The 22434-nt window shown below is 61.4% G+C and carries 9 protein-coding genes; 1 reads left to right on the plus strand and 8 read right to left on the minus strand.

The genetic code is table 11. The features are described 5' to 3' along the window. The 8 genes from ACV22Z_RS24465 to ACV22Z_RS24500 form a co-directional block, all read right to left on the minus strand. The gene (locus ACV22Z_RS24465; protein WP_448078858.1) at positions 1–690 is read right to left on the minus strand and encodes a hypothetical protein; all 690 of its coding nucleotides are present in this window, start codon (positions 688–690) and stop codon (positions 1–3) included. An 80-nt stretch (positions 691–770) separates the two neighbouring features. Next, complete coding sequence (locus ACV22Z_RS24470) at positions 771–1544, minus strand: flagellar hook-basal body protein (protein WP_448078859.1); 774 nt, start codon at positions 1542–1544, stop codon at positions 771–773. A gap of 2 nt (positions 1545–1546) precedes the next feature. After that, the gene (locus tag ACV22Z_RS24475; RefSeq protein ID WP_448078860.1) at positions 1547–2251 is read right to left on the minus strand and encodes a flagellar hook-basal body protein; all 705 of its coding nucleotides are present in this window, start codon (positions 2249–2251) and stop codon (positions 1547–1549) included. A 39-nt stretch (positions 2252–2290) separates the two neighbouring features. After that, positions 2291–4357, minus strand: coding sequence for a flagellar biosynthesis protein FlhA (locus ACV22Z_RS24480; RefSeq protein WP_448078861.1), 2067 nt, complete (start codon positions 4355–4357; stop codon positions 2291–2293). Further along, positions 4354–5427, minus strand: a complete 1074-nt coding sequence (locus tag ACV22Z_RS24485) for an EscU/YscU/HrcU family type III secretion system export apparatus switch protein (protein WP_448078862.1) — start codon at positions 5425–5427, stop codon at positions 4354–4356. Before ACV22Z_RS24485 ends, ACV22Z_RS24480 begins: the two co-directional genes overlap by 4 nt. Positions 5428–5429: 2 nt before the next feature. Further along, positions 5430–6191 (minus strand): flagellar biosynthetic protein FliR, encoded by a 762-nt coding sequence (locus ACV22Z_RS24490; protein WP_448078863.1) that lies wholly within the window; start codon positions 6189–6191, stop codon positions 5430–5432. Between the two features lie 4 nt (positions 6192–6195). Then, positions 6196–6462: a flagellar biosynthetic protein FliQ gene (locus ACV22Z_RS24495; RefSeq protein ID WP_448078864.1), complete on the minus strand. Its 267-nt coding sequence runs from the start codon at positions 6460–6462 to the stop codon at positions 6196–6198. A gap of 182 nt (positions 6463–6644) precedes the next feature. Further along, a complete protein-coding gene (locus ACV22Z_RS24500) occupies positions 6645–7703 on the minus strand; it encodes a tetratricopeptide repeat protein (RefSeq protein ID WP_448078865.1) in 1059 nt (352 codons plus the stop codon). A 304-nt stretch (positions 7704–8007) separates the two neighbouring features. On the opposite strand from ACV22Z_RS24500, the gene ACV22Z_RS24505 reads away from it, so the two are divergent. Further along, complete coding sequence (locus tag ACV22Z_RS24505) at positions 8008–22434, plus strand: LysM peptidoglycan-binding domain-containing protein (protein WP_448078866.1); 14427 nt, start codon at positions 8008–8010, stop codon at positions 22432–22434.

Here is a 22434-nt window from a genome sequence, read left to right on the forward strand (position 1 = left end):
TCAGTGGCCTCGCATGTCCGGCGCCGGATGCCACATGGCTGTCTCGCCGGACGCGGTCCGTACGGTGGCGAGACGGTTTTCTGCGCTGTCGAACAACGAGACGCCCTGGCGCACAACGGTGGTTGTGCCGACCTGGACACGTTGCGTCACGATTTCGCCACGCTGGACGGAGGCGATTCGCTGCCGCAGCGGTTCCGCGACGATCTCGCCGGCGTGGAGCGGACGCACTGCGCGCGCGATGTGCGTTGCGACGTCGTAGCGCCACGCCCGTGCGCTTTCGCGGTCATCACAGGCAACTGCGTGGAACGAATTGGGCGTCGGCGCTAAACCGGCATCGAGATCACGCAACAGTTCGACGCAGGATGATCGGCCAACAGTCGACATTTCGAGGGCCACGCTGCTTCGGAGCGCGATTCCGATCTTCCGCTCGGAGACATCGGCAAGCCAGGGCGCAAGGATCGGCATTTGTCTGCGCGCCGACTCGGCGAGACGGCGGGCATCGACGTGCGTGGTGGACAGCTGCGGCGCGAGGGTGAGTACGACGAGGCGCACGGTCCGATCCCGAATCGGTTCGGGCAGTTGCGCGAGATCGGCTAAGTCGGATAACAGGACCGACGGGCGATCGACCTCGACCGGCGAGCGGAATTGCAAGATCCCGTCCGGCGGCGCGGCGGCGGACGCGAGCGGCATGGTCGCGAGCGCCCACAAGCCGCGCGCGAGGATCGTGCTCCGACACATCCGAGAGCAGGGGGCCGACAATGCGCGACGCATCATCGCTTCAGCCCGTTTGCGATCGACATCAGCTCGTCGCCGACCTGAACGAGCCGTGCGTTCGCGGCGTAGGCGCGCTGATAGAGCATCAGACCGACGAGCTCGTCGGACAGCGAGACGTTGGACGCTTCGCTGAAGCCTTGGGCGAGCAGTCCGGCATTGTCCTCTCCCGGCTGAATGCGCGAAACGGATTGTCCGTCGTCGCGCGCGCGATAGACACCTCCGCCGATCGATTCGAGCGAACGCGCATCGGCCGGCATCAGCAGTTCGATTTCGCCGAGATCGATCGGGTCGGCCTGGCTCGGCACGCGTGCCTGCACCTGCCCCGTGGGCGAGATCGTGATGGACGACGCGTCGCGCGGCACCGAGATCATCGCGCGCAAACGCAGCCCGTTCGCTGCAGTCAGATAGCCGTCGGCGCCGATCTGGAGCGTACCGCCGCGCCAGAGCATCGTCTGCCCGGAATCCGAGGCCAGCTCGATGAAGCCGTTTCCGCGGATCGCGAGATCAAGTGCGTTGCCCGTCGGATGCAGTTCACCCGGCGTTAAAACCGGCAGCATCGAGTTGGTCGCGACGCCCGCTGCGACGGATGACGTTTCGCCCGCGTATCCGCGCGTCAATGACGCAGGCGCCGAGGTCAGCAATTCGGAGAACGCGACATCGCTGCGTTTGAACGCGGGCGTGTTCATGTTGGCGATGTTGTTCGCCGTGGTGTCCACGGCGGTTTGCTGCGCGGTCAGACCCGTGGCACCGATATAGAAAACGTTGTTCATGTTTACATGTCTCCGAGGCGCTGCAGAACCGTGCCCATCATGTCGTCGTACGCGTGAACGATCTTCTGCCCCGATTCGATTCGACGGACGGCTTCCATCATCCTCACCATCTCGTTTCCGTTCGATACGTTCGAGGATTCGAGAAAACCTTGAAGAACACGCGGATCGTCGACCTCGTCGGGCTGAATGCCGTCGGCGCGGAACAGGCCGCTGCCGAGCCGGGTCAGTTGTCGAGGATCGCTGAACGATGCCGTGCCGATCACGGCGACGGGGGTGCCGTCGTCGAGCACCGTACCGTCGGATGCAACTTTCCAGTCCGACGACGAACGAACGCTCACGTCGCCACCGCCATCGCTCTGTAATACCCAACCCTGCGCCGTGACGAGCCGACCGCTTGCGTCCAGCTGGAACGTGCCGCCGCGCGTATACGCGGTGCCTTCAGGCGTCGACACCGCGAAGAATCCGCCACCGGCGAGCGTCAAATCGAGCGGATTGCCGGTATGGATCAGCTTTCCCGGCGTAAAGTCGGTTGCCGCGGTTCTGTTCGTCGGCACGGTGCGGGCGGATGGGGATGGCCCCCCCTGTGACAAAACGTCGGAGAACGCGATTTCCCGCTTATAGCCGGGGGTGGCGAGATTCGCGACGTTCTGCGCAGCCGTTTCGACCTGTCGCGTTTCGGAAGCGATCAGATCGACAGCGAGCGTCATCAGGTTATCCATGTCCGGGTATGGGTCGAGTGAAGAGGGTCATGCCGCTCGGGGAACCGAAGCGACTGGCTTAGGTGCGTCGACGCTCACCATCGCGAACGAACGCAGGTTGATGACGTGCGGAATCTCGTTCATCGACAGTACCGCGAGGTGCGGCGCGATGCGTCTCGAGAAAATCTTCAGGTGACGACGAAGCTCGGGGCGACACAGCAGGACGGGCGAGAGCTTCTGTCGCAGCATCGACTCGACCTGCGCGGCGAGCCGCGCAAGAAACGACTCGGCGAGACGCGGGTCCAGCACGAATGCGCCAGCGCCGTCGGCGCCCTGGAGGTTGTGAGCGATGGCGCTTTCGAGCACGGGATCGAGCGTCAATACCGCGAGCGCATCCTTGTCACCCAGCAGCCGCTGGCAAATCCCGTGGCCGAGTTTTTGCCGCACACGCTCGACGAGAAGCGCCGGATCCTTTTCGTGTCGTGCGGCATCGGCCAACACCTCGACGATCTGGTCGATATTCCGGATCGGCACGGTTTCCGCCAGCAGGCCTTGCAGGACGGCCTGAACGTCGCTTACCGACATGAGATGGGGGATCAATTCCTCGACCAGACCGGGGGAGCGCGTCCGTACTCCCTCAAGGAGCGAGACGACATCGGTTCGCGACAGCAGTGTCGAGATATTGGCGCGAACGATCTCCGTCACGTGCGTAATGAGAACGGTCAACGGGTCGACCGTGGAATAGCCCATGGTTTTGGCTCGCGGCAACTGGTCGCTGTCGATCCAGATTGCGGGCAGACCGAATGCCGGATCGTTTGTGGCGATGCCGGGCAACGCCTCCCCTTTGGGAGACGGGTTGATCGCCAGTGTCCTGCCCGGATACAGCGTGGCGGCGCCGAAGCGATTGCCGAACAGCGACACGCGATAATCGTTCGAGCCGAGCTGCGTGTTGTCCCGGAAAACGACTGCTGGCACCATCGCGCCCATGTCTTCGGCATACTGCTTGCGGAATGCGGCGATGCGGTCTGCCAGGAGGCTTTGTTGCGAAATCCACGCGCGGGACAATTCGGCGCCTAGCCCAACTTCGACTGCCGGTACGGCTGGCGCAACTTGGGTGTCGTCGACGGCGGCTGGCGATCCGTCGTCGCTCTGCGCGCCGACCTCGGACGTGCGTGACCGCCGGGTCATCCACCACGCCGAGAATATGGCTGGCGCGATGAGTAGAACAGGCCACTTCGGCATGCCCGGAAGGACGAGCAATCCGATGAGCGCACCGGCAACCAGTACCTGGATTTTCGGAAAGCGAACGAGCTGGTTCAATACTTCGTTGCTCAATTCACCATCCGACGCGGAGCGCGTGACGATGATCCCGGTGGCGACCGAGATGATCAGCGCAGGCACCTGGGTGACGATGCCATCGCCGATCGTCAGCAGTGTGAACTTCTGCAATGCGTCACCGATCGGCATGCCCATCTGGGCGACGCCCACTGCCCAGCCGCCGAGAATGTCGATCAGCATGATGATGATGCCCGCGATGGCGTCGCCCTTGACGAACTTGCTGGCGCCGTCCATCGAGCCGTAGAAGCCGGCTTCCTTTTCGAGGGCTTTTCGACGACGTTTGGCCTCGTCCTGGTCGATGAGACCCATGTTCAGGTCGGCATCGATACTCATCTGCTGGCCCGGCATCGCATCGAGCACGAACCGTGCCGCGACTTCCGAGACGCGCTGGGCGCCCGTCGTCACGACCACGTACTGAACGACGATCAGGATGAAGAAGATGATCAGCCCGATGACGAAGTTGCCCTGGACGACGAACTCGCCGATCGCGCCGATGACTTGCCCTGCGTCGCCGCCGGCGAGGATCAGCCGAGTCGCCGCGATGTTGAGCGCGAGCCGGAACAGTGTGGCGATCAACAGCAGAGACGGGAAGGTCGAGAAATCGACCGGGCGCGTCACATAGAACGTCAGCAGCAGAATCGTGAGCGCGAACGAGAAGTTCACGATGATCAGGAGGTCGAGCATCACCGCCGGAATCGGCGTGAACAGGATCAGCAGGATCCCGACCACGGCGAAGACCAGGACAAGATCGGCATGACGGCGCATCATGGCATTCATGTGCGGTTCCCCTTGTGAGCAGGATGGCGCCTGATCTTCAGATAGATCGAAGCAACGTCCCGATACATCGTACCGGGCACTTCGCGTTCGACATTCGCGTGGCGATGCAGATCGCGGGCCAGTTGTTTCGACTCAATGACGGGAACGCCATACACGAAGGCGAGCTTTTTCAGCCGCTGTGCAAATTCCCCGGAACCCTTGGCGACGACTTGCGGCGCGGCCATTTCGGCTGCGTTGTATCGCAGACCGATCGCGTAATGGGTCGGGTTGGTGACGACCACGTCCGCGCTTCGCACGTTGCGCATGCTTTGCGCGCGCTGCAACAACTCGCGCTGCAACTGCTTGCGTCGCTGCTTGATTCTCGGGTCGCCTTCGCGTTGCTTGATTTCCTGCTTCTGCTCGTGTCGGCTCATGCGCATCTTTTTGGCGAATGCGCGACGAACCAGGATCTGGTCGACCGCGGCGAATATCAGAGCGGCCGCAAGCAGGTACGCCAGCAAGCGAAGCGCCTCGTGCAAGAGGGAACGAGCGAGATCCGAAACCGAAGACCCGGCATGGACGGCCGCGATGGAAACGTCGCGGATGAAGAAGTATGCGACGCAGGCATAGACGATCATCTTGACGCACGCCTTCAGTGCATCGATGAGCATCTGTATCGAAAGTACGCGCTTGACGCCTTGCGCGGGGTTCAACCTTGACCAGTCGGCTTTCAGTGCTTTGGGTGCGAACAGAAGGCCGGTTTGAATGACCGCTGCGGCTAGCGCGCCGGCCAGCATGATTCCCATCAGCGGTGCGGTTGCGCGCGTCGAGTCCGCGATGAGCGCGGCCGCCTCGTGTGTCAGGGCGCCCGGGTTGTTTCCGAGTGAGCCCGCGATGGCGAACGTGCGTGCAAAGCGGAAGGCTAGCCGATTCGCAAGATCGCCGCCCCAAATGGACAGGTACAAAGTACCGGCGACAAGACTTGCCACCATGCCGAGTTCCTGGCTGCGCGGAATCATGCCCTTCTTGCGTGCCTGCTCCAGCTTGTAGGCGGTTGCCTTTTCGGATTTGTTTTGCTCGGAATCGGACATGGTCAGGCCAGCGAGAAAACGAAGTCGAGCGACGCGTGCATCAGGCGCAACATAGCGGGGCCGAGCAGGCCGGCGGACATGGCCAGGACGGTCAATGTAGCGATCGTCTTGACTTGCAGGCCGAGCAGTAGCGCATTCATCTGCGGCAATGCGCGAGACAGGAAGGCTATCGTGATGTCGACGAGAAACAACGTGAGTGTGATTGCCGCCGTCGCGATGAATCCGAGCGTCATGACAACGCCAAAGTAGCGAATGAAGATTTCGGACCCGCTGAACCCGGGGAGCTGACCGGGGGGCAGAATTTCAAGCGTGCGGGCGATGAGCTTCAACAACGCGACATGGCCGTTCTCCGCGAAAAAGATTGCACCGGCAACTAGCGTCAGGATCGAGCCGAACAGGGGCGATTGGGTACGTGAGCCGGGCAAGATGACCGTTGCGAGGCCGTAGCCGGCCTGAATATCGAGCGTGCGTCCGGCGAATGACAAGGATGCGAACGCAGCTTGCAGCGCAAAGGCGATAGCCAAGCCAAGCAGCAATTCGGATGCAAGGGCGACGAACAGCAGGGCGCCGTTGTGTGCAAGTCGAACGGAAACCGGAGCAGCGACGCAGGCGGAAAGGGCCAGCGTCATCGCGACACGTACCCGCAGGGGAGCCTGAATCAGCGAAAACGGTGGTGCAAGTACGAAAGTGGGGCCGACGCGCATCGTGACAAGGAGAACGGCAAGCGGCCAGTCGGTGTCGGCGTCTAATTCGATCGGTGTCACGGGGTCATCCCAGGCTTGGGATCGTCTTGAAGAGCCCCGCCGCGAAACCGACCAGATGCGATAGCATCGATTGAGCGAGTACGACTATCACGATCGCGGCGACAACGAGCTTCGCGATATAGCTGAGGCTCATTTCCTGCAGTTGCGTGACGACCTGGAATACGCTGACGAGCAAACCGATCGCGAGGGTAGCGCCCAACACAGGCCCCGCGATCAGAAAGCTGTTCCAGAATAATTGCGCCAGCATGTGTAGTGCTTGATCGGACGTCAACTGAGATTCTCCCGAGATGGGGGGGAATCCTCCCAGCAATCCGTGAAGGGATCAATTGGACACGTATGAAAATGATTGGATTTTTCGAGTCCTATGCATTTTCAGGCGCGTCATTGCCTCGGAATCTCGGCGATAGGCCTGTTTTGCTCCAGGTCTATCGCAACGGCGGCAGATTCGATGGCTCACTCGATGTCGCGTGAGCTATTTGTATATGTCGACATTCTCTGCAAGAGCGTTCGACTGTCAGTGCCGAACGGTGTTGCCAATGCGGCATCCAGCGTTGCTCTCGAGCGAATCGGATCGCCTTCTTCGGACAGGAGAAGGCTGAGTGCCAGTGCGGCGGATGCACATGCGTTGTCGAGCCGGAGCGCGGTATCGGCGCGGGTGCGTGCGCTGTCGAGGAGGCCTTCCTTCAGATCCAGCATGGCAAGTGACCCGTGTGTCTCGGCGAAGGTTCGATCAAGAGAAAGAGCCTCATCGAAATGACGGCGTGCTGCCGGGAAATCCTGTTTGTACAGAAATGCCCAGCCTGCAGCTAGCCACGTGCCCGCGTGTGACTGGAACGAGTGAGCAGAGATCGAAAGCGTTTCGGCGGCGGCATCGAACTTTCGGTGCGCCATCAACACAAGCCCCATGCCAAGCAGCGCGCGGGCGTGCGAGGGTTGATACAGGAGGGCTTTGGCGAATCTTTGCTCGGCGCTGTCGACGGCGCCGCTTTCCAGATCGAGCAGGCCGAGAATTACCCATGCATCCACGGAGCCGTCTGCTTGCAGAGCATATTTGCGCGCCCTGTCGGCGTTTCCGGCATCGAACAGCGCCACGGCATAGGGCGCCGCGATCTCGGATTGTGTGTCGGCATACCGCTCGCCAAGTGCGATGCCCTCATCCAATCGCTGCAGATGGTGCAGAACCCGAATGCGTAGTGCCGCGGCCGATGGTATCGCGGCCAGGACGGGGACGGTCAGGGTGTCGAGGACTTCTTCGTATCGCCCGAGCAACGACAGCGCGTAGGCTTCGTTGTACTGGATTACCGGATCTCGAGTCTTTGCAGCAATCGCGCGAAAGACTTCAGCGGCCCGTTCGGGTTGGCCGCGCCCCAGTGCGTTGAGTCCTTCGAGGTTCAGGAGGTCGCTGGAATGCGGCCGCTCGTGTCGCAATTCGCCGAGCATTTTGTCGCATAGGTCGTACTGTCCTGCATCGAATGCGGCATGTGCAAGATCGATTTTCAACGATCGGTTCATCGGATCTGTCCCGAGGTAGGACTGGAGACGCAAGACACGGTCGTTGTCTGGAAGCGGCATATTTACTTTTTCCCGAAGAGCGGTTGTCTGAGTTAGCACTCCTCCCGGCTTATATGCCGAACGTAATGATGTTGTCAATGAGGGCGGCTTTGGCGCGCGGATTTCGCAGAGGAATCGGTGATTTTTTTAGTACTTGTATGAAAATAACCCGAATTGCTAAACGAAAATTTCAAAGTCCGGATAACTTGTTTTTGGGCGAATGAATTCGCGTGCCATCACAAATTCGAACAAGTTAGAGGCAAATATGGTTTCGATCGTCACGGGAAACGGACTCGGATTGCAGGCGTCATCGGCATTGGGGTTGGGCGATAACGGCAAGCTGGGGAGTGCGTCGTTTGGCCAGACAGGCGAGCAGATCTACGTGAATGCGGCGACGGGAAACCTGATCGTTCAGGATCGGGACCAGATGCTGCTGGGTCAGGGGGTGATTAGCGCGATTTATCGCGCCTACAACAGCCTGGGCCAAGTGACGGGCGACAATTGGCGCCCGGGGGGCACGCGAACCGTGACGGGCCTGACCGGTACGTTGAGTACGATAGGCAGCACGGTGACGCTGACGGACTGGGATGGTTCGACGACGGTTTTCCAGTACGAGGCGTATCGAAATAGCTACGTGTCGACGGCGTGGTCCGGCGCGAACATAACATTCGCTTCCGGTGCCGCTCATGCAGATGCGGTTCCAACAGCGGCGCGTGCGACCTTGCAGTTCGACGCGGCATCGAACACCTGGCAATGGAGAGACGGTTCGGGCAACCTGACGGAAACGTACGATGCGTCACAAAACGGTCGGCTGGTCTCGAGTCGGGACCGGGACGGCAACACGGTCAGCTATGTCTACAACGCAGCGGGCAGGCTGTCGCAGGTGATCACGGCAGGCGGCGATGTAACGAATCTCGACTACAACGCGGCGGGGCAGCTTGAGACGTTGCGCACCGTAACCCGCGAAGCGAGCGGCCGCGTCGTTGCTTCGACGGGCGTGTACTACACGTACGACACCCAGGGCCGACTGTCACAGGTGATCGTGGATCTGAGCCCGGACGACAACAGCATCGCGGACGGTCGCGTCTTCACGACGACCTACACGTACGACGGTTCGAGCAGTCGGATCGCGTCGATCACGCAGTCTGACGGCGCACAGGTGGCGTTTGCGTATGTGCAGGTCGACGGCGATTATCGCGTGGCGACGATTTCGGAGCGCGGCGACGGCGGTGTGATGCGAGTGACCTCGCTGTCGTACGACACGATGAAGAACCAGACAACCGTGACGGACCCGCTGGGTTATCAAAAAATCCTCAGCTACGATGCGCAGGGGCGGTTGACGCTGATCCAATCGGCGCCGTCGTTAAACGGTCAGGTCGAGCGGACGTGGTTCAGCTACGACGCGCACGGAGGATACCTGTCAACAGTCGGTTCCTCGACCGGCAAGACACTCAATTTGACCTACGATGGGGCCGGCAACCTGGTCCGACAGTCCGATGCCTCGGCCGACATCACGCGGACCTATGGTCCCAACAACGAACTATTGACGGAGCTGGTCTACGACAAGAATGATCCCGCGAAACCGTCGCGTACGACCCATTACGCCTATGACGCGCAAGGGCGCCTTCGGTATGTGGTGAGCAGCGAGGGACGTATCACCGAGTTTCGCTACAACGCCGCAGGACAGAAGATCTCGGAACTCAAGTATACGGCGGCGGCATACAACCTCAGTGCAATGTTTGACGGGGACCAGCCGAACGAGGCGAAATTGAATGCCTGGGTGGCCGGCATCAACCCACGCGATGCGTCACGCGCAGATTTCGCGTACGACTATCGTGGCAACGTGTCCAGTGTGACGCGCTACGCCCAGCTATTGGAAGACGGCAGCGGAAATGCGTCGGGCGAGATCAGCCAATCACGATACGTCTACGATCCTGCCGGTCGCCTGCTTCAGCACATTGTCGGGACGCCCGGTCAGGAGAAGGTCGAGCAGTTCGCCTACGATGGCTTGGGCCGTTTGTTGAGCACCACGAATTTTGCAGGCGTGCAGACGCTGTATCAGTACGATGACGCGCAGCACACCGTTGCGGTCACGTACAGCAACGGGTTGACACGGACGTCGGCGTACAACGCGGCGGGCGAGCTGATCGCGGTGACGAACTCGTTTGCCGGACAGATCGTCTCGCAGGTGCGCAATTACTATGATGCAAACGGCCAGTTTCGGATGACGAAGAACGCAAATGGCCAGGACACGCATTCGCTGTACAACATGCGAGGAGACGTTATTGCGCAGTTAGCGTCGGACGGCACGCTCACCGAATATGTATACGACGCCACATCTGCCAGACCGCAACGCGTGATTACTTACGCAGCGAAACTGAGCGAAGCGCAACTGGCGACGCTAACTAATCCGGACGGCAGTCCGGTGATGGCGGTGAAGGGTGCGCCGCTGATGCTGATGTTGGACAGCCTGCGGCCGCCGGCGAGCGCGAGTGATCGTTCTGTCCGGGCATATTACACGAACAACGGGATCGACCATACTGTCGACGCGGATGGGGTGGTCACGCAGACTCAGTACGACGGAAGTGGTCGCCCGATCTCGGTGACGGTGTATGCAAATCGTGTCGACCCGAATGCGCCGCCGTCGAACGGCTTGCCGACGCCGGATTCAGAGAACGATCGTACGACACGCTATTTCTACGATGCGGACGGCCTGCTGGTCGGCGAACTTGATACGTCAGGATACCTGACGGAATATCGCTACAACGGAGCGGGAGAGCGTATCGAGACGGTTCGCTATTCGAGAGCCACCGATGCGTCGCGGCGCTCGAGCGGAACCCTTATGTCATTGCGTCCGTCGGGCGACGCGCAGGATGTTCACGTCAATTACGTTTACGATGGCCGCGGCCACCTGATTGCCGAGGTGGACGGCGAAGGCTATGTGACGCGCTACCGGTACGACACGTTCGGCAACGTGGTAGAACGCGTGCGGGGGCAGCGGATCGACTCGCGACAACTGAGCGCGCCTCAGCAGATGACGTTCAGCTTCAAGGCCAGTGCGGGTGTGCCGATGATTGTCGACATTGTGGTCGATGGTGTCAGGGCCGGGAATGTACATATCAAACCGGGCGCGGCTGAGAATTATGCGGTGACAATCAGCAGCGCCGTACCGCTCGCGAACCACACGATCGAGTTCCGCTATGGCATTCGGCGCGAGATGACGATAAGCGACGTCACGCTTGACGACCAGCAAGGGCAGTCGATTCCGGTCACGCCGTGGTTCATGTCCGGCAAGGACGGCTTGATCGCGACTTGCTTCACGTTCGACGTCGCGTCAGCACTGGCGCAGGCATCGACGCCCGGCGAACTGGGGCGGACCATCTATGCATACGACGCGCTCGGCCACCTGATCGAACGTACCGAGTATTCGTCGAGCGGTGACACGACGAGCCGCTATGCCTACGACGATCAGGGCAACCTGATCGCAGAGACGGCACGGCATCGCGCTCAGTCGTACCGCCACGACGCACAGGGGCGGCTCGTCGGACAATTGGCCGGCGAAGGAACGGCAAAACTTCAGGCGCTTGGCGCGAATCCGTCACAAGCGCAAATCGATGCCATCTGGTCGCAGTACGGTGTCACGTATCGCTACGATGCGGCGGGCAACCGTGTCGCGAAGATCGACGCGAACGGCAACGCAACACTGTACTACTACGACGCGATGGGTCGTCTTTCGCATGTCGTGAGTCCGATGGGCGAGGTGGTGGCGTACCAGTACGACACGTTTGGCGACCAGACGCAGACGACGGTCTATGCCACTCGCGTCTCTGCGAGTGCACTGGCCATACTCGATGGCGGCGTCCTGACTACGGATTTGCGAGCGACGTTCGACGCATTGGGCGGCGATCAGGATTCGGTCACCCGCTTCGCGTACAGCGCGGCCGGGCGCCTCACGCAGCGAACGGATGCGCAGGGCTTCAGTACGTTCTATGAGTACAACGCGTTCGGCGAGCGGTCTTCCGTTTTGCAGGAAATCTCGGGGGGCGTTTGCGTTCGGGAATCGTCCGCTTTTGATAAGCGCGGCAATGTGGTCGTGCGGCAGAAACACGACGTCGGCGGCGTGAATCTGATGACGTCGGTGGTCTATGACGCGTTCGGTCGCGCGGTTCAAAGTACCGATGCGAGCGGTGTCGTCCGCAAGCAGCAATATGACCGGAACGGCAACGTCGTTGTCGTGACCGATGGAACCGGCGCTCAGTCGAAGCTGACCTACGATGCGTTCGGCAATGTCCTGACGAGCACGGACAGAGCGGGCCAAACGACGTCGTATTCCTACACGCCGTTCGATCGGGAAATCAGCGTGACCACGCCGGAAGGCGTTCGAACCACGACAAGGTACGACGAGTCAGGTCAGATGGTTGCGCTGACAGACGGGCGGGGCAACACCACGTCGTATCGATACGACCTGGACGGCAATCTGGTCGAGGTGGCGGCGCCGGCCGGAACGACAACACAGAAGTACGACGTGGCAGGTCATCTGATCGAGGTAAGCGACGCGCGCGGAATCAAGACGCTGCTGTCGTACGACGCAGCGGGGCGGGTGCTGTCGCGGACGGTTGATCCGAATGGCCTGAGGCTCGTCACGACGTATGTCTACGACGCAAAAGGTCAGGTCATCAGCGTGACCGATCCGTCCGGGATGGTGACGCAAACGCGCTATGACCGGAATGGGCAGACCGTCGCGATCGTGCAGGATCCGGGCGGATTGAACCTGACGACAACGTTCACGTATAACGGGCTCGGCAATGTCCTGACGGTAATGGAAGGCGCCGGAAGCGCGGCACAACGCGTGACCGAGCACGTGTACGACAAGGCCGGACGCCTGGTCAGCAAGATTGTCGACCCTGCCGGCTTGCGGCTTACGACGAGCTATACATACGACAAGAACGGCAATGTCCTGACATCCACGGATGCGGCAGGCGTTGTGACCCGCTTCGCGTACGACGCGGAGGGGCGCCAGGCGTTGTCGGTCGATCCGACCGGAGCGGCCGTGGAGCAGGTGTTCGACGCGGAAGGGCGCGTCGTGCTGCGTCGCGCCTATTCGACACCGCTCGACTTTGCGAGCTTGCCTGATCCGGTTCAAGCTTCCGACCTGGCCGTGCATGTGACGGCGACGCCGCAAGACCAGATCGTTCGGTACGCTCACGACGCCGACGGCCAGTTGCGCTACGTGGTCGACGGTATCGGCAACGTAACGGCGTTCACGTACGACGCGAACGGCAACGTGATCGCAACGACTGGCTATGCGCGCGCGATCGCGGCGGGTGGCATCATGTCGGCGCTCGACGTGACGGCCGCGCTGCAAACGAGTGCGCACGACCGCACGACGCACACCGTGTTTGACGCAGCCAACCGGCCGGTTTTCACGATTGATCCGTCTGGTTACGTAACGGCCAACCGTTACGACGCGAGCGGTAATCTGATCGAGCAGCTCCAACTCGCGACGCGGTATACGGGCGAGGCGACCGAGCCGGGCGTAACCGCTTGGCTGGCGACGGCCGCCAACCCGACCACCGACCGTGTTACCACATGGGCCTATGACGCATCGAATCGCCTGGCTTATGCGATCGATGCGGAAGGTTACGTGAGCGCCAGTCGCTTCGATGCCGCCGGCCGTTTGGTCGCGACCGTGCGCTATTCGGCGGCAGATTCGGCTGCCCGTTCCCTGTCCGTCACGCAACTCGATAACCGTTTCCCGGCGAATCCGCCAGCCGATGCCGTGGTCACGCAATACCGCTACGATTCGGCTGGCCGCCTGTCGGACACGATCGATGCGTTGGGTTTCGTCACCCATGACGTGCTGAATGCGCTGGGGCAGGCGATCGATACGGTCGTCGCCTATGGCACGGATCAGGCGGTGACCACGCATCGCGAATATGACAGCGCAGGACGCTTGTTGCAGGAAACGCGCGCGGCAGGTACCGACCTTGCGGTCAGCACGCGCTATACGTATGACGCGATGGGACGGTTGCTGACCGTGACCGATCCGCGCGGCTTGGAACTGGTCACGCGAGATACGGACTGGGCAGTGGCGGAGCGGCTGGCGCACGGGGTTGTCGCAAAAGCGGCCGACCTGAGCGACAGCGTGCGCGCGATGCTGATGGCGCTGTACACCACGCGCTATACGTACGATGCGAATGGTCAGGTCCTCACGGAAACCGATCCGCTTGGCTATACGGTTACGCACGGCTATGACGCGTTCGGCAACCGGATCTCGACCACGAATCGCAACGGTCATGAAATGCGCTTCCAGGTGGACGCAGAGAATCGCGTGATCGCGACCTACGGTCCGGGCGATGCGATCGTGCGCACCGAGTACAACGCATTCGGCGACACGGTGAAGGTCACGCAGGGGAACGCGGTTACAACGCTGACGTACGACCAACTGGGCCGCTTGATTCAGTCGACCGATGCGATGGGCTACTCGGAGCATTACGCGTACGACGGGTTCGGTAACCGGACGAGCTATACGAACAAGCTCGGCGGGCAGTTCAGCTACACATACGACCGGCTGGGCCGGAAAACGTCAGAAACGTTGCCGATCCTGGCTAGCAGGCGGCCGGTTGTGAACCGGTTCGAGTACGACGCGCGCGGCAATCTGACCAAGACGATCGAGGCGGACGCTGTGATCGGAGCCCGCACCATCAGCTACGTCTACGATCTGCTTGATCGGCAAACCCAGGTTATCCGTACCGGCTACGCGCTGACCAGCCCGACGCCGACGCCGACGGAGACACACACTTACGACGCACAGGGCAATGTCACGTCGATCACCGATCCGAATGGTGCCCAGGCGCGGCTGTTCTACGATGCACTGAACCGGTTGATCGCGCAAGTAAGCCCGACCGGCACCTACACGGCGTACGGATACGACGGCGTCGGCAACCGGGTGCGGGAACGTGTGTTCGCGGATCGCGTTCCTGTGCCGGTGGGCGCCTTGCCGCCGGTGGAGCCCGCACGAACGGATAAGACGCGCGAGACGCGCTACGCGTACGACGCCGACAATCGGCTGATCGAGTCGCGTGTGATGAACGTGACGACGGGCCGGATGAATGACGCAGCCGGCAATACCTACGAGATCGCGTCCAATAGCGAAATCGTCCGGACGTGGCGCTACGACGGGGAAGGCAACGTGGTAATCGAGACGGATCCTTACGGGAGCCGGATCTTTCACTACTACGATGCGCAGGGCAGCGAGGCGCTGCGCATCGACGCGCTCGGCTACGGTATCGCGTGGCAGCGCGACGCAAACGGCAACGTGTTGCAGGAAACGCAATTCGCACAGCGCTACCAGGACGCGTATTCGGCGGCGAGCGATCCGTTCATGCTGATTCAGACGTGGCAGCGCAACGGCGACGACCGGGTCACGAACCATGAATGGGATCTGAACGGGCGGATGCTGAGCGAGACGCGTACAGCGGTCCGATATGCGGCCGTGGACAACAACGGTCGGCTGACCGAGCAGTTCGGCGACGCGCGGACCGCATACACGTACGACGCTGAAGGCCACCTGCTGCGCAAAGTGGACGCGAACGGCAGCCAGTACGACTTCGCGTACGACCTGATTGGCCGGCTGACGGAGCAGAAGATGCCGCAGTTCGCGGACTATCAGAATCGGCTGGTGCGAGCGACGACGAAGTTTACTTACGACGGGCTGGGACGTGTGATCGCCGAGGAGGGACTGGGCGCGTCTGGCAAGACGGATTACTACAGGCAGTACTCGTATAACGGCGATCGTCTGTATTACAGCTATGACGAGATGGGAGGGAGCGAGTATTTTACCGGTTACGATGCAGCCGGCAATGTCACGAACATTGACTTTACCAACGTGGATGCGGAAGGCCGGACGATCGACGTTCGGACGCGGATCACGTACGACGCAGAGGGCCGGGAAGTATCACGTGTCACTCGATCGTACGATCCCAACAATGGCAAGATGGTCGATCAAGGCCCGACGCGCGAGTTGCAGTACAACGCGTTTGGCGAAGTGATCGCGCGGCGCACGTCGGTGGGGACGCCAAGCGGCGAGTGGCAGGAGTACGCGGAATACAACAACGCGGGCCAGGTCGTTCGGACGAATTTCGACGACGGCATCTCGCACGTGTTCATGTACGACAAGAACGGGAATGCGACGCTGAAGGTCGAGTCGATGCAGGCGGATCTGCGCAAATATGCGATCGACGACATCCTGACGGATGTGCAGCTCAATCAGACCTTCACGAAGTACGACGCGCGCAATCAGGTCGTGCAGATCACCCAGCCGAAGGTGTGGATGGGCGCGCCGCAGGTGACTTTCCGGCCAGTGGACATCGATATTGAAGGCGGGAATTTTGCGGATACGCTGCTGACGGTGCGGGGGTGGCTTGATGCGCCGGCGCGGCCGATTGATGGGCCGGCTACAAGTGAGGTGGCGGGAGTATCGGCTGGTGGAGTCCCTGTCAATGCTGGAGTTACTGCCGATTGGGAGGTGACTGCGAATCAGTATATGTGGTTTGCGGGGCAGGGTGTCTCAAGCGGTTATTTTCAAGATGGTGTGGTGGTCCGTTCGCTCACAGTAAATGTCCCCGATCTGACTAATGTATATGGCGCATATGACATCGTTGTACGAGGATCCTATTCGATTAGTGGGAGGCCAGGATCTTCTGGGGAAAACTCATACAACGAAACGTATGGGATAAGCGCGGCATCTCTTCCCTCCGGGATTCCTGTCACGATTCCGGTCGATCTGACTAAGCGAACAACGTTTAGCAAGGCTACCAATGGCATTACTGTCGATGCGTGGGCATCAAGTTTTTCGTACAGTGTCGATATCTATTTGATCCCTCGCAGCGGGGGAGGTGATGTTCACCTTGGAAAAATCGAGAAATCTGGGCAGCTATATTCGGTTGGATCGAAGAGTGATCGGGACGCAACCTTGTATCCTCCTTCGAAGACATGGGACTCAAGTATTCTGAATCAAGCTGCAACGCTTGAAGCCGCATCGAACTTAACTACGTTCGCACAGGCCACGATGCCGGAAGGCGGACGCGGTGTTGTCTACTATCGCCCCGCAGGTTCCAACGATCCGTTTAGCATCCTGCCGCGCGGGGGCGACCAATCGGGTAGAACGTATCAGGTCGACACCGCGAATCTGCCCTATGGCGCATACGAGATGTGGTATGTGTCGACGCGTGCTGACGGAAGGCTTGAGCGCCGCGACCAATATACGATCACTATTCCTGCCTCGGGCCATGTGGCACCGAATCCGCTTGACCAGCATTCGCCGTACTCAGGCCCGGACGTGCATTTCGATGCGACGGGAACTTACTTCTGGCGTGCACCTGGCGTCTTTGATGTCTATTCATTGAGCGCGTCGAATCGGGCGCTTGCGGCGAGCGCGCAACTGCGTGTTCGGCCCCAAGGGGCGACCGACGGCTGGACCACAATCGATGTGGGCCGGAACGGCGGCAATGGCGCATTCTCGCTCGACTTCAGTCGGCTCGGCGCGGGCGATTACGACGTTGCGCTGACGTTGTTCGACGGATTCGGCCAGGTACTCGACATTGTCGAAGGCAAGGTTGCATTGCGCGATGGCCATCCGCCAGTGGTCTCGTTGGCCTATTTCGCCGACAAACGCACGACTGTGACGTTTACGTCGCAGCCAACTGCTGCAGAGTGGATTCTGTTGACCTATGAAGGCAATGGCCTGAAGGAGACGATCCGGATCAACCGGATGGCGAACGGCGAGTTCGTCTGGGATACCCGGGCGTTGTTGCTCGGCGCGGGTTCCTACGCCTACGCGATTACCTTTACCGCGTTCGACGCGACCGGCACGCCGCTGACGATGAGTCGCGGCAACGTCACGATCGGCGAGACGACGACGGGCGGTGAAACCGGCCCGGGCCTTACCGTCGAACTGACCGGCAGCGAAACACCCAGCATCCTGCAGTTCAGTCCGATCGACGCGAACGACCACCCGGTCGACGCTGCGATGCTGAAGCTGTACTACCGTCCGGCGCCGAAGACCGTTGGCGACTACAGTGCCGAGTACGCGTTTGCGGAGGTTCCGCGCGACGATCAGGGCCGCTTCCTGTTCGACGCCAGCGGCCTTCCGACGCAGGTCGACTACGAGTACTACTATCTCGCGGTCGACGCGGAAGGCAACGTGTTGGCGGACCGCGAAGGTTTCTTCAATACCGGCACGCGCAACAATTCGGCAACCAACGTCGAGATCGACCAGCAGATCCGCGACACGGAAACGCGTCGTGATCTGACGATCGATCGTTTCCAGACGTACAACGCATTCGGCGAGGTTTCGTCGGAGATCTGGCTCACCCAGAAGCGGAACGGCACGATCGGCGAGTGGCAAACCAACGTCCGCGAGCTGGTCTACAACATTCAGGGCAACCTCGTCCTCAAGCGCGAGCCGACCGTGTCGGTCACGCTCTCCAACGGTTTCCAGATGGAAACCCGGCCGGAGACGACGTTTTATTACGACCGGACGGGCAATCTCGTGGGTCTGCTCGATGCGAACGGCAACCTGTCGACGCAGCAGTGGAACTACGGTTTGGCGCAACCGGCTGTCGCTCGGGCGTGGGACGCGCAGGGTTACAGCAAGTCCTATGGCTACGACACGCGCGGCAATATGCGTGTCTATACCGACGAACTCGGGCGGCGTACCGACTACACCTACGATCAGTGGAGCAACCTGATCCAGGTCGACCGTCCGGTGCTGGCGAACGGTCAGCGCAGTACGGAGCGCTACGAGTATGACCGCAGGGGCAACCGTATCGCGACAACCGACGCACTGGGCGGCCGCAGCAAGATCTACTACGACAACGAGGGACGGGTGACGCGCACGGTGTCGGCCGAGGGCCGCACGGTCACGTACGACTACCTGTGGGCATCGAACATCCGCAGCGTCGGGACGACCGTTGGCGGCGGCTGGGCGCTGACGACGACGGACGCGAACGGGATGACGCTGGTCGACCACATGGACATCTACGGTCGCGTCACGTGGCATCGCGACCTGGGCGGCCATACCTTCGTCTACGCGTACAACTGGGCGGGCTTGCTCGCCCGGCAAAGCAGTGCGGAAACGGGCCAGGACATCGAGTACGACTATTACTCGAACAGCATGGTGTGGAAGGTGCTTGATCGCGGGACGGGCACCGAGGCGTTGTACGAGTATGACGCGAATGGCAACCGGACGCAGGAGCGGTTCCGGTCGATCGCGGACAACTACGTGTTCGCGCGGACGGTGGTCGAGTACGACGCGATGAACCGTGTCACGGCGATCCGCGATCTCAAATACAACGTGTATTACGAGTACGACGCGGTGGGCAACCGCCGCCGGATGCTGGCCGAATACCACGACCTGCTGGACAACCACCAGACCTACCAGGAGTACTGGTACGAATACGATCAACTGAACCGGTTCACGGTGTCGATGGGGCAGTTGTCGACGGGCCGGCGGGCGACGAGCGCGGACGATGCGAGCGTCTCGATCGTGATCGGCGGTGCGGGATCGGACGGCGTGCAGCTCGGTTACAACGCGGCGGGCGAGCGCACGCTGGCGCGGTACGCGAGCGACGGCCGGACCGAGATGTACGCGTACGACGCGAATGGCTACCTGACGACGCAGACGATCAACGGGAAGCGGTACGCCGAGCGGACCAACGACGCGATGGGGCGGGTGACGCGCTACAGGTCGTACGACCGGGACGGCACGACGCGGCTGGTGGACCTGGAGCGCGATTGGGACGGCGACGGCCAGTTGAGGTCCGAACGCGACAAGGTCGCGCAGCAGACGACCACGTACACGCGGATGGCCGACGGGACGGTGACGCGGGTCGAGCAGCGGCCGACCACGGGGCCCGGCACGTCGGTGACGACGACGTATACGTACGAGTGGTGGGACAGCGCGAAGCAGAAGTCGGTGGTGTCGCAGGCGGACAACCCGGAGCGCCCGGGCTGGAAGCCGGCACGCAGCCTGATGGAATACGACGTCAACGGCAACCTGAAGACGGTGTACGACGACGGCGGAGAGCAGGCAGACAAGTCGCGGCGGATCACGTACTGGACCGACCAGCAGGGGCAGGTGCTGCGGCGCGACGAACTGGTGCAGGTGCGCTGGGGCGACAACTGGCAGGTGCTGGGCGCGGCAGGCAATTACAAGCATGAGTACTACTACCTGAATGGCCACCGGGTGGGGAACGTCGGCAACGACGGGATCGATCACGTCGATTACGTGCAGGAACTGGCCGGGCAACTCGGGCCGGGCAGCGACGAGCGCTACAAGATCTTCAAGCCGGTCAGTACGGCGGACTTCGACGAGAACTTCATGCGGATCGACAACGCGTATCCGGGGCCGGCGTCGGGTAGCTGGACGGTGCGCACGGGAGACACACTGCAGTCGATCGCGTCGGCGGTGTGGGGGGATGCGACGCTGTGGTACATCCTTGCGGACGCGAACGGACTGAAGGGCGAGGATGGGCTGAAAGCGGGCCAGATCCTGAAGATTCCGAACAAGGTGACGAACGTCCACAACACGTCGGAGACGTTCAAGCCGTACGACCCGGGCAAGGCGATCGGGAACACGCAGCCGACGCTGCCGGATCCGCCGCCGCCGCCGGGGAAGAACGGGGGCTGTGGCGGGCTGGCGTCGATCATTGCGGTGGTGGTGGCGGTGGTGGCGTCAGTGGTCTCCTACGGCACCTTTGCACCCTATGCCACGTCGCTTGCAACGTCGGTCGGGTTCAGCGGAGCGGCCGCAACGACAGCGGGAGCGGTTGGAGCGGGCGCAGTGGCTGGCACCGTAGGCGCGGTATCGAGCCAGGGCGTGATGATCGCAGGAGGCCAGCAAAGCGGCTTTAACTGGAACGGCGTTGCCTTGGGGGCGGTGAGCGGGGCGGTGGCCGGAGGCGTGACAAGTGCGATGTCGCCAGCCGTGGCCGGAACTGCTGGCGGGGCCAGTTCAGGCACGTCAAATGGGTTCCAGGCTGCAGTGCTCCAGGGTGCGGTGCGTTCGGTAGCCACGCAAGGGCTCGGTGTGGCGACGGGCTTGCAGGATCGGTTCGACTGGAAGGGCGTGGCGGCCAGCGCGATTGCGTCGGGCGTCGGGTACAGCGCGGGGCAGGCGGTAGGGTCGGCTGCGGCCGACGCGGGCTATAGCGCGGGTGTGAGCAAGTTCGTGAGCGGCGTGTCGGGTGGCCTGAGTGCGGGTGTGGCGAGTACACTGGTGCGTGGCGGAAGCCTCAGCCGGGACTTCGGCGCGATTACGATGGACGCGGTTGCCGGTACCATTGGCAATATGGTCGCGGACAACATGGCGAACCGGCCTACATCGAGCGCAAGCTCGTTGTACGGCCCAGTTGGCGACGTCAATGCGATGACGGCCGACGCGGTCCGCGCCTATGGTGGTGATCCCGGACAGCAGTTTGCGACCCAGGCGAACTGGAATCTGCAACTGGATGCAGGGCTTCGGGAGCAAGCGTTTGTTGGCGGACTGCAGGATCAGTTCGGTCAATTCGCCAATGACACACTCGCCGCTTCGCGTGCTCGAGATGCGGCTCTCAAACAGCAACTCGGGTCTGAGTTTGCGGGCTCGGCAAACTTGGCACTGGCTCAGCAACGCGCCGAACATGCGGCTATAACTGCGCGTCAAGCAGCAGCGGCTCGCAATGGTCTCGCTGGATTCGATTTGGGTCGTGGAGCGAACGACTGGTCGGACGATGCGACTGGGTTTGATCTGGGGAAAGGCGCCCGGAGTTGGGCTGATGGGGATACTCGCCCGGCGTTGACGAAAACTGAAGGCGGATTTTGGCGTGGTGTCGCGGGCAGCCCTCGTACTGTGTTCGAGACGGCAGCACCACTGTCGGAGCGGATCGGCGTAGGCGTACGGGCGGTTGGCGAGTTCATTGCCGATCCGCTGATTGAACTGAGTAATCAGTATCGAGACGTGTTCTCGGCAGCGAGCGGTGCGACAGGCGGTTGGCGCAGTGCCTTTGCGCAGCAGGTATCGGACGGGAGCTACGGTGGAGCCGCGCTGACTGAGTTTGGCATGGTTGCCGGGGCGGCACCGATGGCCGGAGCAGCGCTCAAAGGGCTGGCATGGGCCGCGCCAGCGGCTGGGCCGATGGTTGACGCCTATACCGCCAGAATGGGCATGGTGCTCAATGCCGTGCCTGAAAATATCGGTGTGGTATCGACGGGTAAGCTTGGCCTGCAGACGCTTGATCCAACTAGAGTTAGTTTTACTCAAAGCTCAGTTTCATTCGGCAAAGCAGGCGCGAGCTACAACTTGGATACGTTGGTGAAAAGTATGTCAACTGAGGGTTGGGTTGGTAAGCCTATCGATGTCGTGGCAATGCCGGATGGAACCCTTGCTTCGATTGACAATACACGGGTGCTTGCAGCGCGCCGGGCTGGTATTGACGTCGAGGCAAATGTGCGCGGTTTTAATGAGGCTATCACTGACCCGGTTAGGCAGTTGTCTTTGACCGAAAAGGGCACCGTTCCGGATACATGGGGAGAGGCTGCACGGCTGCGCATCAACAAAACCATCCAAAATGCGACCTATCCAGGCATGAACCCGAGTTGGTCCGTACGGTTCCCGTATGGGTCAATTTACGACCCAGTTGTGAAGTATTGA

It is taken from the genome of Burkholderia sp. PU8-34 (assembly GCF_053427725.1).

Coding starts and splice junctions, on each gene's coding strand:
- ACV22Z_RS24485 (WP_448078862.1), bottom strand. CDS start 5,427: ATGTCCGATTCCGAGCAAAACAAATCCGAAAAGGCAACCGCCTACAAG.
- ACV22Z_RS24480 (WP_448078861.1), bottom strand. CDS start 4,357: ATGAATGCCATGATGCGCCGTCATGCCGATCTTGTCCTGGTCTTCGCC.
- ACV22Z_RS24500 (WP_448078865.1), bottom strand. CDS start 7,703: ATGAACCGATCGTTGAAAATCGATCTTGCACATGCCGCATTCGATGCA.
- ACV22Z_RS24470 (WP_448078859.1), bottom strand. CDS start 1,544: ATGAACAACGTTTTCTATATCGGTGCCACGGGTCTGACCGCGCAGCAA.
- ACV22Z_RS24465 (WP_448078858.1), bottom strand. CDS start 690: ATGCCGCTCGCGTCCGCCGCCGCGCCGCCGGACGGGATCTTGCAATTC.
- ACV22Z_RS24475 (WP_448078860.1), bottom strand. CDS start 2,251: ATGACGCTCGCTGTCGATCTGATCGCTTCCGAAACGCGACAGGTCGAA.
- ACV22Z_RS24505 (WP_448078866.1), top strand. CDS start 8,008: ATGGTTTCGATCGTCACGGGAAACGGACTCGGATTGCAGGCGTCATCG.